Annotated in this window: 12 protein-coding genes; 6 read left to right on the forward strand and 6 right to left on the reverse strand. The window is 61.3% G+C overall.

Annotated features, from left to right (window positions below):
- Positions 1–92 precede the first annotated feature (92 nt).
- From RAN89_RS14815 to RAN89_RS14830, 4 genes are all read left to right on the forward strand, one after another.
- Positions 93–1,457: an MBL fold metallo-hydrolase RNA specificity domain-containing protein gene (locus RAN89_RS14815; RefSeq protein WP_313867018.1), complete on the forward strand. Its 1,365-nt coding sequence runs from the start codon at positions 93–95 to the stop codon at positions 1,455–1,457.
- 49 nt (positions 1,458–1,506) lie between these two features.
- A complete protein-coding gene (gene trhO, locus RAN89_RS14820) occupies positions 1,507–2,448 on the forward strand; it encodes an oxygen-dependent tRNA uridine(34) hydroxylase TrhO (protein ID WP_313867019.1) in 942 nt (313 codons plus the stop codon).
- Positions 2,449–2,466: 18 nt separating this feature from the next.
- Positions 2,467–3,117: a glutathione S-transferase gene (locus tag RAN89_RS14825; protein WP_313867020.1), complete on the forward strand. Its 651-nt coding sequence runs from the start codon at positions 2,467–2,469 to the stop codon at positions 3,115–3,117.
- Between the two features lie 190 nt (positions 3,118–3,307).
- A complete protein-coding gene (locus RAN89_RS14830) occupies positions 3,308–5,701 on the forward strand; it encodes a DUF1631 family protein (RefSeq protein ID WP_313867021.1) in 2,394 nt (797 codons plus the stop codon).
- A gap of 97 nt (positions 5,702–5,798) precedes the next feature.
- Here RAN89_RS14830 and RAN89_RS14835 read toward each other — a convergent pair whose 3' ends face one another.
- The 6 genes from RAN89_RS14835 to RAN89_RS14860 form a co-directional block, all read right to left on the reverse strand.
- Positions 5,799–6,764 (reverse strand): NAD(P)H-dependent flavin oxidoreductase, encoded by a 966-nt coding sequence (locus RAN89_RS14835; protein WP_313867022.1) that lies wholly within the window; start codon positions 6,762–6,764, stop codon positions 5,799–5,801.
- Positions 6,765–6,877: 113 nt separating this feature from the next.
- Positions 6,878–8,668, reverse strand: coding sequence for an acyl-CoA dehydrogenase (locus RAN89_RS14840; protein WP_313867023.1), 1,791 nt, complete (start codon positions 8,666–8,668; stop codon positions 6,878–6,880).
- Positions 8,669–8,767: 99 nt separating this feature from the next.
- Positions 8,768–9,700, reverse strand: coding sequence for an electron transfer flavoprotein subunit alpha/FixB family protein (locus tag RAN89_RS14845; protein WP_313867024.1), 933 nt, complete (start codon positions 9,698–9,700; stop codon positions 8,768–8,770).
- A 2-nt stretch (positions 9,701–9,702) separates the two neighbouring features.
- Complete coding sequence (locus RAN89_RS14850; protein ID WP_313867025.1) at positions 9,703–10,452, reverse strand: electron transfer flavoprotein subunit beta/FixA family protein; 750 nt, start codon at positions 10,450–10,452, stop codon at positions 9,703–9,705.
- 217 nt (positions 10,453–10,669) lie between these two features.
- The gene (locus RAN89_RS14855) at positions 10,670–11,956 is read right to left on the reverse strand and encodes a mechanosensitive ion channel family protein (protein WP_313867026.1); all 1,287 of its coding nucleotides are present in this window, start codon (positions 11,954–11,956) and stop codon (positions 10,670–10,672) included.
- A 19-nt stretch (positions 11,957–11,975) separates the two neighbouring features.
- Positions 11,976–12,929 (reverse strand): histone deacetylase family protein, encoded by a 954-nt coding sequence (locus tag RAN89_RS14860; RefSeq protein ID WP_313867027.1) that lies wholly within the window; start codon positions 12,927–12,929, stop codon positions 11,976–11,978.
- A 40-nt stretch (positions 12,930–12,969) separates the two neighbouring features.
- Here RAN89_RS14860 and RAN89_RS14865 point away from each other — a divergent pair, with 40 nt between their 5' ends.
- Both RAN89_RS14865 and RAN89_RS14870 read left to right on the forward strand, forming a co-directional pair.
- Positions 12,970–13,890: an AAA family ATPase gene (locus tag RAN89_RS14865; RefSeq protein WP_313867028.1), complete on the forward strand. Its 921-nt coding sequence runs from the start codon at positions 12,970–12,972 to the stop codon at positions 13,888–13,890.
- Positions 13,887–14,957, forward strand: a complete 1,071-nt coding sequence (locus tag RAN89_RS14870; RefSeq protein WP_313869409.1) for a DUF58 domain-containing protein — start codon at positions 13,887–13,889, stop codon at positions 14,955–14,957. The genes RAN89_RS14865 and RAN89_RS14870 overlap by 4 nt, the downstream gene beginning before the upstream one ends.
- Positions 14,958–14,976 lie beyond the last annotated feature (19 nt).

The raw sequence follows: 14,976 nt of genomic DNA on the forward strand, positions 1-14,976 counted from the left end.
TGAACACGAAATAAGCCGCTGCGGTCTATAAAGGACCCGGCGGCTTTTTTTGTGTGCATCCTGCACACTGCAGCGGCCGCAAGGAATGCAGCATGTCTGTCAACATCACGTTTCTGGGAGCCGCAGGCACCGTGACCGGCTCCAAATACTGGGTACGCCACGGCGATCAAAGTTTACTGGTGGATTGCGGCCTGTTTCAGGGCTACAAACCTCTGCGGCTGCGCAATTGGGCACCGGTCCCCCTGGAACCGGATGCATTGGGCGCGGTATTGCTGACACATGCCCACCTCGACCACAGTGGCTATCTGCCTTTGTTGGCACGCGAAGGTTTCCGGGGCAAGGTGTACTGTTCTGCCGGCACACGCGATCTCGCTCGCATCCTGCTGCCGGATAGCGGTCACATCCAGGAAGAAGATGCCCTGTTTGCCAATCGCCATGGCTTTTCCAAACACCAGCCTGCCCTGCCGCTCTATACCCGCCAGGACGCGCTGGATTGCCTTCCACTGTTCAAAACTGTCCCCCAACGTAGCACCTTCGCGCCCCTTACCGGCTGGAAAGCGACTTTCCAGCCAGCAGGCCACATTCTGGGCGCATCCAGCATCCTGCTGGAGGTGGCCGGGCGTCGCATTTTGTTTTCAGGCGATTTGGGGCGCCCGGACGACAGCCTGATGAATCCGCCCGATGCCCCCCCTTCCGCCGATACCGTCCTGATCGAATCCACCTACGGTGACCGAACTCACCCACAGGACCAGTTGCTCCATGAACTCGGCCCGGTGTTGCAACGCCTCGCCGCCCGCGGGGGGGTTGCAATCGTGCCCGTGTTTGCAGTGGGGCGGGCACAGGCCTTGTTGTTGGCGATCGCACAGCTCAAAGAGCAGGGCCTGATTCCCCATGGCCTCCCTGTGTTCCTGGACAGCCCCATGGCAGTGAGTACCACCCACCTGTTCGAACACCACCCGGGAGAGCACCGCCTCACTCCCCACGAAGTGCGGGCCATGACTCGGGCCGCCACCATGGTCAGCAGCACCGATGAATCGAAGGCACTCGCAGCACGCCATGGACCCATGGTGATTCTGTCGGCCAGCGGCATGGCCACCGGAGGCCGGGTTCTGCACCATCTGGCGCACCATGCCGGCAACCATCGCAACATGGTGATCCTCACTGGTTACCAATCCCCCGGCACCCGTGGAGCTACCCTGGCGTCCGGAGCGCGTACCGTGCGCATTCATGGCAAGGACGTGGAGATCCAGGCTGAGGTGATGCAGCTCGAATCCGCGTCCGCGCACGCGGACTCCGATCAATTGCTGCGCTGGCTGCAACAGATGCCGAGCCCGCCTGATCAGGTCTATGTGGTCCACGGTGACATGCCAGCCGCTGATAACTTGCGCACACGGATTGAACGGGAGCTCCATTGGCGGGCCATGGTGCCGGAGCAGGGATCGACATGGCCATTGTGAGGCGGCGGCCTCTGCTGCGGGCAGCCTGCGCGGCAGGCACAATCGGGGGATGTCGAAACCTGTTTACATGACCGCTGCGTTTTACAAGTTTGTGGACCTGCCGGACTACGCCGAACGCAAAGCGCCTCTGTTGGCTTTCTGCGAAAGCCACCATGTCAAAGGCATGATCTTGTTGGCCCGCGAAGGGATCAACAGCACGATTGCAGGTATGCCTGAGGACGTCCATGCCGTTCTGGCTTATCTGCGAGCGGACCCGCTGTTGGCGGATTTGCAGCACAAAGAGTCCTTTTCCGAAAAAGCCCCGTTCTACCGGATGAAAGTGCGGCTGAAAAAAGAAATCGTCACCATGCAGGTGCCGGGCATCAGTCCCACCAAAATGGCCGGCACCTATGTGAAGCCGGAAGACTGGAACGCCTTGATCTCCGACCCCGATGTGGTGGTGGTGGACACCCGCAACGATTACGAAGTGGAGATTGGTACCTTCGCGGGCGCCGTTGACCCTCACATCAAAAGCTTTGCCGAGTTGCCTGCTTGGATCGAGCAGTCCGAACTGCTGGGACGATCCGGCAAAAAGCCCAAGGTGGCCATGTTTTGCACAGGCGGCATTCGCTGCGAAAAGTCCACTGCCTACATGCGCGAGCGAGGCTATGACGAGGTCTATCACCTCGAGGGCGGCATCCTCAAATACTTGGAGACCATTCCTCCGGAACAAAGCCTCTGGCAAGGCGAGTGCTTTGTGTTTGACGAGCGCGTCTCGGTAGGACATGGGCTGGTTCCGGGGCCGCATGGCCTGTGCCGTTCGTGCCGCTACCCTCTGGAGGAAGGAGCCACCGATTCCCCGCTGTATGAAGCCGGCGTCAGCTGCCCCCGCTGCCATGGCCACACCTCCGACACGCAAAAGGCCAGTGCCCGCGAACGCCAGCGCCAATGGGAACTGGCCAAGGCACGACAACAAGTGCACATAGGCGCCGTCATGCCGCGCGTTGACTGAATCTGGCCGCATGGCACCATGACGGAACCCATTCTGTACTCCTTCCGCCGCTGCCCCTACGCCATGCGTGCACGTCTGGCGCTCTTGGCGAGCGGCACGCGCGTCCAACTGCGGGAAGTCGTGCTCAAGGATAAACCTGCCGCCCTGCTGGCCGCGTCCCCCAAGGGCACCGTACCGGTCATGGTGACGGCGAATGGCGAAGTCATAGACCAGAGCTTGAACATCATGCTCCGGGTACTGCGCGAGTATGACCCTTTGCACTGGCTACCCGCGACTGACGATGCGCTGGAGCGCAGCCTGCATCTCATCGCCCGCTGCGATGGGGAGTTCAAACAACACCTCGACCGCTACAAATACCCGCATCGCTTCCATCTGTTTGACGGGCTTGAAAATCGTGCGCAAGGCGCTATGTTTTTAATAGCAATCAATGAGGTGTTGAGCGTGCAGGATTTCTTGCATGGACCGCATTGGGGCATGGCAGATGCTGCCATTGCTCCCTTCATACGGCAATTCGCACATACCGATGCTCACTGGTTTTCCGCGCAACCCTGGAACGCCCTGCAAGGCTGGTTACAGGCCTTTGAAGCATCGGACACCTTTGCCCGCTGCATGCACAAAGCGCCTGCATGGAAAGAAGGGGATGCGGTGACCTGGTTCCCCGAGCACTGAGCTTTTCCGCAACGCGGTAAGCAATTACAACTGGTTACCAGAAACCATGCTCCAACGGGCCCGGACGACCTCAAATTGCCCCTCGCCCCCTGCCCTGCACAGCGGGTCCGTGCGATCATTCCAGCTCAGTTAAACCCCAGAAAAATGTGCGTGGAGGTCGAATCCGTCACTGCCACGCCCACGTTGGTTCATGAGCGCCTTCCAGTCATTACATGCCGGCAACAGCACGCCCGAGACACGCGCCCGGGCACAACGTCTGGTGCGTGCCATGGTCGGCAAAACGCTGGGGTATTTTGAAGAACGCGACGCGGAGCAAATCAAGCATCTGCGCGGGCACTTGCTGGATTTGGCCGATGGCAAAGTGCCCATGATGCACGGGCAAAACTTGCGTGCTGCATCCATGCTGCTGGACCGTCAGTCCGAGCGCTTTCTGAAGAACTATCGCGCTGAATTGCAAAAGTCTTTGCATGAGGACATTGCCCAGGTGTGGCCGGGCATGACCCAGCTTTCCGCCCCCGTGCAGGCGCATGGCCAAACGCTGGACGGCATGTCGCTCAGCCTCATTGATGTGGATGAAGTCCACCGCATCCTGTTGCTGGACCGGGTGGCTCAGCGCTTTAACAATCGGTTTGAACCCCTGTTGACTGCGCTAAGTACCAAGCTGGCTGCTCTGGTCGGCGATGAAACTGTTTCCTTGTCCCAGAACCCGTTCCGCCCCCTGGTACTGCTCAAGGGATTCATGCTGGGCTGGGAGAAGAGCGAGCTGGACCCCCAGGTGACGGAGCATTTGGTCGATGCGCTGGAGCCCGGTCACTTCATCGACCTGGAGCCGCTGTACACCGACCTGATTTCCATGCTGACGCAGGCAGGTGTGCAAGCCACCACCGTGCACCGCATCCGCAAGGCGCCAAGTTCACCGTCCAATTTCGCCCCCTTGTCTGCGCCCGCACCCTTGGGAGCGGCCCATCAGGCAACTCCGACCGGAACACAAGAAAACGGCAGTCCAGTCGCAGCCGGACCATCGGTAGGCGCTGGGGCCGTTGCCCCTCCAAATTCCGGCAACCGCCCCGCTTGGGCCGCGTTGGCGCCCACAGGGCAACAGATCGTCCAGCAAGTACGCAACTTCCTGCAGCGCTTGGGTGTAGGCCGCGCCTCTGCCGCCGGCGCGGAAGGGTTTGAAATGTCCGGCGAAGACGGCGATGCACAGGGTCATGGTTCGAGCATCGCCATTCCGGCCGACCCCGCTTTGCTGCAATACCTGGGCGCCATGCAAGCAGGTGCAGGACGTGGCTCGCAGTTCCAGTTTTTGCAGGACGACCAGCCTGAAGGAGAACCGGCACAGCACCGCAACGTGTTGCGCCAACTCCGGGCCCAACCCGCTTTTCAGGACGCCCAGGAGCTGGACCGCGGCACCGTGGATGCACTGGCCGAGGTGTTTGACTACGTGTTTGCGGACGGGGCTATTCCGGCAGAGCTCAAAGTCATCATCGGGCGCCTGCAGATTCCGGTGCTGCGCGCAGCCATGATGGACCGCGACTTCTTCTTGAGCACGGAACACCCGGCCCGCAAACTGGTGGACACCTTGGCGTCAGCCTCTGTCACTTGGACACCTGAAAAAGGCGAACAGGATCCTCTCTACCTGCGGATTGAAGGCACCGTTCAGCGGGTGTTGCACGAGTTTGATGACGACTTGGCACTCTTTACCGTGCTGCTGGCGGAGTTCACCGAATTCCTGTTCGAGTGCGAACAGCAGGTGGATGTGCACATTGAGCCCGTCACCCAGAAAGAAAACAACCAGGAACAACTCAACGCAGCGCTGGCCCATGCCGACGAGATCGTGCATGCACGCATTACTGCCCTGCCGGCCCATTTGCCACTGGCGCCCTTTCTCAAGCCTTTCCTGGCCATGCAGTGGCGACAAGTGATTGCTCTGGCCTGGATGACCGAAGACAGCCATGCGGGCCACTGGAACCATACACTGGACATCATGGACCAGCTGATCTGGAGCACGCAGCCCAAAACCACCAGCGAGGAGCGGCAGAAACTCGTCGCCCTGCTGCCTGAGCTGGTCCGTACCCTGAACACGGAGCTGGACAGCATTCACTGGGAAGGCGAAGACCGTGGCAACTTCACACGCCGCTTGATCGCCACCCACATGCTGGCCATCCGCATGAAGGCCGCTGCGCCCCTGGACACCCAAGGTGCGGCACTGGAAGAAAGTGCGGGCGAGGAAGCCATGCAGGCGCTGGATGAGCGGCGCGCCATCAAGCTGGCGGAGCAGGACCAGAGCCAGATGGATGAATTCGATGCTAACGCGCAGTTGCTGACCCGTGGCGTGTGGTTTGAAAAAGTGTCTCCTGACACTCCGCCCTTCCGCTGCCGCCTGAGCTGGGTCAGCCCGATGCGCACGCGCTTTTTGTTCACCAACCGCGAAGGCTTCGACGCCTTCGTGCTGTCCGAGCGGGAAGTCGCCGCCATGCTGCGCCGCCAGGAGCTGCAGATGCTCGATCAGGCGCCTATCGTGGAACGCGCATTGAACCGGCTCATGGCAGACAACGAGCCCGAGCTACGTCTGCAAGCCTGAGTGTCACGGGGCATAGCCAAGCCCGACGTTCTGCACTATCAAAAAAATAGCGCCTCGCGCAAGTAGCGCGGGCGCTAGCAGACTAAATCGCTTTTTTTCAGGCGTAATTGCGCGCCAGCAGTTCAGCCTTGGCAGCGGCGTACTCCCGCTTGAGCTGAGCCACAAACTCGCCTGCAGGTTGAATTTTGTCGACGGCGCCGATGCCCTGCCCGCAGCCCCAGATATCTTTCCAGGCTTTGGCCGATGCGCCGCCAAAATTCATCTTGCTCGGGTCGCTCTCCGGCAGGTTGGCAGGGTCCAGGCCCGCCGCGCGGATGCTGGGCGCCAGGTAGTTGCCGTGCACACCGGTGAAGAGGTTGCTATACACAATCTCATCCGAGTTGTTGTCCACGATGGCCTGCTTGTATTCCTGCACGGCGCGGGCTTCTTCGGTCGCAATAAAGGCCGAGCCGATGTAAGCGAAGTCTGCGCCCATGGCTTGCGCCGCCAGCACCGAGGCACCCGTGGCAATGGAGCCGGACAAGGCCAATGGGCCATCGAACCACTGGCGGATTTCCTGCACCAGGGCAAACGGGCTCTTCACACCCGCATGACCACCGGCACCAGCAGCCACGGCGATCAGGCCGTCCGCGCCTTTTTCAATGGCTTTGTGCGCGTGCTTGTTGTTGATGATGTCATGCAACACCACACCGCCGTAAGAGTGAGCTGCGGCATTGATGTCTTCGCGCGCGCCCAGTGAGGTGATGATGATCGGCACCTTGTACTTCACGCACAGAGCCATGTCGTGCTCCAGGCGGTCGTTGCTCTTGTGCACGATCTGGTTGATGGCAAAAGGCGCGGCCGGTCGGTCCGGATGGGCCGCGTTGTGGGCCGCCAAAGCCTCGGTAATCTCTTTCAGCCAGTCCTCCAGCAACTCGGCCGGACGCGCATTGAGTGCCGGCATGGAGCCCACCACACCCGCAATGCATTGGGCAATCACCAGCTTCGGGTTGCTGATGATGAACAGCGGCGAGCCGATCACCGGAAAGGGCAGCGTATCCAGCGGTGCAGGCAGTTTGGACATGGGGTCTCCTCGGGTACTTGTAGGGAAGTAATCGACTGGTAGCGCCCGCAAAATATGCGCGGGAAGCTACCAAATCTATAGCATCAACTTTGCCGTCATCGCCGGCAAGCCCATCAGAAAGCGTCGAGCGGCAAGGCGGTGACGCTGTCGGCACCTTCCACAATGCTGTCGCGCAGGCCACCGGCCTTGCTCAACAAGTGGTCGGCATAGAAGCGTGCGGTAGTGATCTTGGCCTGCATGAAGGCCACATCCTCACCCGCAGCAATGGCCTTTTCGGCGACCAACAGCGATCGGGCCAGTTGCCAGCCGGCCATCAAGTTGCCTGCGAGCATGAGGTACGGCACGCTGCCGGCGAACACGGCGTTTGGACTGGCCTTGGTGTTGCCAGCCACGAATTCGACCACGTCGATGAACGCCAAACGTGCTGCCTTCAGGCGCTTGGCAACAGCCAAGGCATGCGCGGAGCCGCTGGCCAGCAAATCGGCTTCGGTCGCCTCCACTTGGCCGGCGATACCCTTGGCAATCTGGCCACCGTCGCGGGAGGTCTTGCGCCCCACCAGGTCATTGGCCTGAATGGCCGTGGTGCCCTCGTAAATGGTGAGGATCTTGGCATCGCGGTAGTACTGGGCTGCGCCGGTTTCTTCGATGAATCCCATGCCGCCGTGCACCTGCACACCCAGCGAAGTGACTTCCAGGCTCATCTCGGTGCTGTAGCCTTTGACCAGCGGCACCATGAACTCATAGAAGGCCTGGTACTGCTTGCGGGCCTCAGTGTCAGGGTGGTGGTGCGCTGCGTCGTAGGCGCTGGCAGCCACGCTGGCCAAGGCACGGCAGCCTTCGGTGTAAGCGCGCATGGTCATCAACATGCGGCGCACATCAGGGTGGTGAATGATGGGGGCGCTGCCGGGTGTAGAGCCATCCACCGGGCGGCTTTGCACGCGGTCGCGTGCGAATTGCACCGCCTTCTGGTAAGCGCGCTCGGCAATCGCAATGCCCTGCACACCCACGCCATAGCGGGCCGCGTTCATCATGATGAACATGTACTCCAGCCCCCGGTTTTCCTGGCCCACAAGGTAGCCAATGGCACCACCGTTGTCGCCGTACTGCAGCACTGCAGTCGGGCTGGCTTTGATGCCCATCTTGTGCTCAATGGAGACGCAATGCACATCGTTGCGGGCGCCCAAAGACCCGTCTTTGTTCACCATGAATTTGGGCACCACAAACAGGCTGATGCCTTTGACGCCCTCAGGAGCGCCGCTCACACGGGCCAGCACCAGGTGGACGATGTTCTCGGCCATATCGTGCTCACCCCAGGTGATGAAGATTTTGGTACCGAAGACTTTGTAAGTGCCGTCCGGCTGAGGCTCAGCGCGGCTGCGCACCAGGGCCAGATCGGAACCTGCCTGGGGCTCGGTCAGGTTCATGGTGCCTGTCCATTTGCCGCTCACCAGGTTTTCGAGGTAGGTAGCTTTGAGTTCATCAGACCCGGCTGTCAGCAAAGCCTCGATGGCACCGTCCGACAACAGAGGGCACAAGGCAAAGCTCATGTTGGCGCTGTTGACCATTTCGCCGCAGGCGGCACCAATGGTTTTGGGCAGGCCCTGACCGCCGAAGTCCGTAGGGTGCTGCAGGCCTTGCCAGCCACCGTCGGTGAATTGCTTGAACGCATCCTTGAAACCCGGAGTGGCGGTGACCACGCCGTCTTTCAGACTGGAGGGGTTTTTGTCGCCTTCCCAGTTCAAGGGCGCCAATACGCCTTCGGTGAATTTGGCGGATTCTTCCAGCACGGCCTGGGCGGTGTCTAGGCCGGCATCTTCAAAGCCGGGCAGTTGGGCGATCTGTTCGATGTTGGCCAGGTGCTGAATATTGAACAGCATGTCCTTGACGGGGGCGACGTAACTCATGGTGAGTCTCCAGTTATTGTGGGGGGTTACAGACAGGGTAGGTAACGGGCTGGACCAAAAAAAGGGCACCGCGCGCGATGCCCCTTTTTCGGACCGGCATCAGAGTGCCGCAATCAGTTCCGGCACCGCAGTGAAGAGGTCGGCTTCCAGACCGAAATCCGCCACGCTAAAAATGGGGGCCTCAGGGTCCTTGTTAATGGCGACGATGACCTTGGAATCCTTCATGCCAGCCAAGTGCTGGATGGCTCCGCTGATACCGCAAGCCACATACAGCTGGGGTGCCACGATCTTGCCAGTCTGGCCCACTTGCCAGTCGTTGGGCGCGTAACCGGCGTCCACCGCGGCGCGGGATGCACCCAAGGCCGCACCCAGCTTGTCAGCGAGGGGCGTCATGACTTCAGTGAACTTTTCAGAGGAGCCCAAAGCACGCCCACCGGAGACGATGATCTTGGCAGCTGTCAGCTCGGGACGGTCGTTTTTGGCGATCTCAGAGCCCACAAAAGTCACGGCAGCGCTGGTGGCAGCAGCAGCCACAGTTTCCACCGCTGCACTGCCGCCAGTGGCCGCTGCGGGGTCGAAACCGGTGGTGCGCACGGTCAGCACTTTCACGGCGTCGGTGGCTTGCACCGTGGCGATGGCGTTGCCGGCATAAATGGGGCGCTCGAAAGTGTCGGCGCTCACCACTTTGGTGATGTCGGACACTTGGCCCACATCCAGCTTGGCCGCCACACGGGGAGCGATGTTCTTGCCGGAGGCAGTAGCCGGGAAAACGATGTGGCTATAGGCACCGGCGATGGCCAGCACTTGCGCTGCCACGTTCTCGGCCAATCCATGTTCGAACGCTGCGGTGTCGGCATGGATCACTTTGGACACACCGGCGATTTGCGCAGCGGCAGCAGCAGCGGCAGCCGCATTGCTGCCGGCAACCAGCACGTGCACATCGCCACCCGCTTGAGCGGCAGCAGTCACGGTGTTCAGGGTGGCACCCTTGATGGATGCGTTGTCGTGTTCGGCGATAACAAGAGCGGTCATGATCAGATTACCTTTGCAACATTCTTCAGTTTGTCCACCAGGGTCGCCACATCGGGCACCTTAATACCGGCGCTGCGCTTGGCAGGTTCAGCCACGCTCAGAGTCTTGATGCGGGGAGCCACATTCACGCCAAGGTCTTCAGGCTTGAAGGTGTCGAGCTGCTTCTTCTTGGCCTTCATGATGTTGGGCAAGGTGACGTAGCGGGGCTCGTTCAGGCGCAGGTCGGTGGTAATGATGGCCGGCAGGGTCACGGCCAGGGTTTCCAGGCCGCCGTCCACTTCACGGGTCACGTGGGCCTTGCCGTCCACCACTTCCACCTTGGAAGCAAACGTGGCCTGGGGCAAATCAGCCAGGGCTGCCAGCATCTGGCCGGTCTGGTTGCAATCGTCGTCAATGGCTTGCTTGCCCAGGATCACGAGGCCGGGCTGCTCTTTGTCGACCAGCGCCTTGAGCAGCTTGGCCACGGCCAAGGGTTGCAGCTCTTCGGTGGTTTCCACCAGGATGCCGCGGTCGGCACCAATGGCCATGGCGGTACGCAAGGTTTCCTGGCACTGGGTCACGCCGCAGGACACCGCGATCACTTCCGTGACCACGCCCTTTTCCTTGAGGCGCACGGCTTCTTCCACGGCGATCTCGTCAAAGGGGTTCATGCTCATCTTGACGTTGGCGATGTCTACACCCGTGTTGTCCGACTTGACGCGAACCTTCACGTTGTAGTCCACCACACGTTTGACGGGTACCAGGACTTTCATTGCTGCGACTCCAGATGGTTAAAAATTTGGTCGTTTTAGTTGACGTGCACGTCAATCATCAGATTCTATGCCGGACTGCCTGCTCCCTGCGAAAGGCGGGAACCGGCAAGCTGAAATAGATAAAATAGAACGACCGTGCTTTTTTGCGATTATAGCGGGGCTCGCCGGTCTGTGCAGACTTGTCCCGCGAACTTTTAGGGCGGGGACTCAGAAACCGTCAATGCACCTTGGTATGCACGACCCGTTGGGGGTAGGGAATGTCAATGCCGTGCTCGCGCAGGGTCTTGAGTATGGCGAGGTTGATTTCTGAACGCAGATTGCCCTGCCCGTTTTCCAGATCATCAATCCAGTAAGCCACAGAAAACTCCAGCCCATCTGCCCCGAAGTTGGCCAATTGCACCGCCGGTGCTGGCTCCCGCAACACGCGCGGCTGACTCAGTGCCGCCTCCAGCAGCAAGGCCATGACCTGCTCCACATGGCTGTCATAGCCCACGGTCACCGACACACTCTGGTTCACCTTGGGGTCTGCCAGTGAGAGGTTTTCCACGCGCTGGGTAATCAGCATTTCATTCGGCACGATGGACTCGCGCCCGGTCTGGCTGCGCACCACGGTGTAACGGGCGTTGATCTGGGTGATCTGCCCCTCAAACCCGTCGACCCGCACCACATCACCAATGCGCATGCTGCGCTCCGTCAGAATCACAAAGCCCGATACATAGTTGGCCGCCAGCTTCTGCAAGCCCAGACCGATACCCACGCCGACGGCCCCGCCCAGCACCGAGAGAGCGGTGAGATCAATGCCCACGGCTGAGAGCGCCATCATCAAACCCACGAACATCAGCACCGCGCGAACAGCATTGCTGGCCGCCTTGCGCAGCGAGAGTTCGCCGCCGGTGGCTGAGCGGAGCAGGCGGGATTCAATGCCGGCCGAAATCCACAGCGTGATGATGAGCACCGCGCCCGCGGTCACCATGCCTTCGAGAATGTTGCGCACCGACAGCGTGGTTCCGCCCACCTTCCAGGTGATCAAATCCAGCTCATTGAGGATGACCGGCAACAAGCCGCTCACCCACAGCACCATGGCCATCCAGGCGACCCATGAGATGGTCTGTTCCAAAGGTTTGATCCAAGTCGACTCCGCAAACGTTGCCTGCAACACCTTGACGCCCACCCGGATCACTACCAGCGAGATCAACACCGGTATCACGACCCGGAACACCGCGATGTTTACAAAGTGGCTCAGCAGCTCCAGCGCCACATAGCCCAGGCACAAAAGCACCAAGGGGAACAAAACCCCGTCGATCACCCGCCGGCCGAACCAGATCGATTTCTCTTGCTGCTGCCCCAGCGCTTTGCGCAACGCGGCCACCAGCCCCCAGGCGGCAAGCACGCTCACGCCCAATGCCGCCAGCTCCAGCAAAACTGTCGCTTGGGTAAATGCATCCAGCCAGCCGGCAAAGTCATCAATCGGCTGGGGTGCGGGAATGTGTTTCAAAGAAGCCATCGGTTTCACAAAATATCAATTACAAATCTGCCAGCACACGCACATGGGCTTCCACGCTGCGCGCCAAGGCGTCGAGGTTATACCCGCCCTCCAGGCAGGAAACGATGCGTCCCTGCGCATGTCGGTCCGCCACCGCCTTGATCTGCCGCGTCATCCACGCGTAGTCGTCTTCCAACAAGCCCATCTGGCCGAGGTCGTCGTCCCGGTGGGCATCAAAGCCGGCGCTGACAAAAATCATCTCCGGGCGATATGCCTCCAGGCGCGGCAGCCACTGTTCCTTCACCAGGTCCCGAATGGCATCGCGCCGGGTATAGGCCGGCACGGGCACATTCAACAGATTGCTGGCATGCGACTGGGCGCCCCCGTAGGGGTAAAACGGATGCTGGAAAAAACCCAGCATCAATATGCGCTGGTCGCCGGCGACGATGTTTTCTGTGCCATTGCCGTGGTGCACATCAAAGTCCACGATGGCCACGCGCTGCAAACCGTGACGCTCCAGCGCGTAACGCGCAGCCACTGCCACATTGTTGAAAATGCAAAAGCCCATACCTTCGCTTTTGCAGGCGTGGTGCCCGGGCGGGCGCACCGAGCAAAACGCATTCTCCAATTCCCCCGCCATGACCGCGTCGGTGGCGGCCAATGCGGCACCTGCCGCGCGCAAAGCCGCATCCCATGTGTGGATATTCATGGAGGTATCGGGGTCCACCTGGGCATGGGTCGGACCACCCGCCGCAACATCGTCGCGCAAGGCGTCAGCGCGTCCACGGACTGAGGCCACGTACATGCGGCTGTGGGCCAACTCCAAGTCAGCCAGCGGCGCCAGTGGCGGCTCCCGGCGATCCAGCGCATCCAGTACGCCGGCGGCAAGCAGCCTGTCGTCGATCGCACTCAAGCGTTCGGGGCATTCCGGATGGCCGCGGCCCATCTCGTGCAAGAGGCAATCGCGGTGCGTAAAGTATCCGGTCTTCTTCACCTGTGTCTCGGCTTTTTTGATTTTCGGGTAAGGTCTCTTTATGGACATCCAAGACAAACTCAGATCCCTGCTCAACCAGCTTAACACGGTGATTGTGGGCAAACCCGATCAGATCCGCGACTGCGTAGCCTGCCTCTTGGCCGGTGGTCACCTGCTGATTGACGACGTACCCGGTGTAGGCAAAACCACCCTGGCCCACGCGCTGTCGCGCACCTTCGGCCTGCAGTTCTCGCGGGTGCAGTTCACCTCCGACCTGATGCCCAGCGATCTGACCGGCGTGTCGGTGTATGAGCGCGGCAAAGAAGCTTTTGTATTCCACCCCGGCCCCCTGTTTGCCCAGGTGTTGCTGGCGGACGAAATCAACCGCGCCAGCCCCAAGACCCAAAGTGCCTTGCTCGAAGCCATGGAAGAAAAGCAGGTCACCGTCGAAGGTGAAACCCGCGCCCTGCCCCGCCCTTTCTTCGTCATCGCCACCCAAAACCCCTTGGACCAGCTCGGCACCTACGCGCTGCCCGAATCCCAGCTGGACCGCTTTCTGATGCGCATCTCCCTGGGCTACCCGGACCGTGCGGCTGAGCGCGCACTGCTCGCAGGCGAGGACCGCCGCGCCATGGTGGACCACCTGCCCAGCCTGCTGCAAGGCGACGAACTCGATCGCCTGCAGCAGGCGGTGCAAGCCGTGCATGCCGCCGACCCGCTGCTGGACTATGTGCAAGACCTGATCACCGCGACCCGCAGCGGCCGCTGGTTCCTGCAAGGTCTGTCGCCCCGCGCCGTTATTGCGTTGCTGCGAGCCGCCAAAGCCCAGGCCCTGATCAGCGGCCGGGACTACGTGGCCCCCGACGATGTGCAGGCCGTGCTGCCACAAACCATTGCGCACCGGCTGATTCCGGTGGGTGACGCGGGGCGCGGTGCTGAAGAGCAGGTGCGCGCGATGTTGCAAGCAGTTCCGCTGCCCTGATGGCCCCCCCACTAAGCGCCCTTGGCGCCTCCCCCCCAGGGGGGCGCACCCGGCGGCCCAGCGAAGCTGGTTCCACAGGTGCCCTGACTTGGAATCCGGTCACCCTTGTGCGGCGGCGCTTTCAAGCCTGGTGGCAGGCGCGCTTGCCACTCAAGGACAGCACCACCCTCAACCAGCGCAATGTGTACATCCTGCCCACGCGGCCGGGGTTCATGCTGGGGCTCACGCTGCTGGTGCTGCTGGTGGCCAGCATCAACTACCAGCTTAATCTGGGCTACCTGCTCACCTTCATGCTGACCGGGGCGGCCATCATCGGCGTGCATGTGTGCCACGGAACGCTCAGCGGTCTCACTATGCATTTGATAGCACCTGACGCACATTTTGCGGGCGCCAGCGTGCCATTGGGCATACAACTCAACAACCCGTCCAAACGCAACCGTTACGGCATAGGCCTGGCTGTTCTGGGCAGCGGACACTGGAGCTGGACCGACGTGGGCCCGCAAGGCAGCGCCAAGGTGCAGATCAGCTTTCCCGCCACGGTGCGTGGGCTGCAGCCCCTGCCTGCCTTGACCGCAGAAACCCGCTTTCCGCTAGGGACCTTCCGGGTCTGGACCGTGTGGCGCCCGGCCTCCAAGGTGCTGGTTTACCCCGCGCCGGAATTGAACCCGCCCCCCTTGCCACCGGGCGAGCCCCGCAGCGGCGGCGCCCAAACCGCGCAGCGCCACACCACCGGCGAGTTCGATGGCGTACGCGCCTACCGCCGGGGCGACCCGCTCAAACTCGTGGTCTGGAAGAAGGCCGCCAAGAGCGACGAACTGGTCAGCCGCGACGCCCAACAAGCCCAGCGACTGGAGCTGTGGCTGGACTTGGGCGCTGTGGAAAACCAGCTCCGCAACCGCGCTGCCGGTGGCGTGCGAGAGCTGGCCCTCTCGCGCCTGTGTGCATGGGTGCTGCAAGCCGAAAGCCGTGGCCTGCGCTACGGATTGCGTTGGGGCTCGCACGAGTTGGCGCCCGATAGCGGCCCGGCCCACCAGAAGAACTGCTTGCAAGCCCTGGCGCTGGCCTGAGCCCACCGAACCCCGACAA

Source organism: Rhodoferax mekongensis, assembly GCF_032191775.1.
Classification (GTDB): Bacteria; Pseudomonadota; Gammaproteobacteria; order Burkholderiales; family Burkholderiaceae_C; genus Allorhodoferax; species Allorhodoferax mekongensis.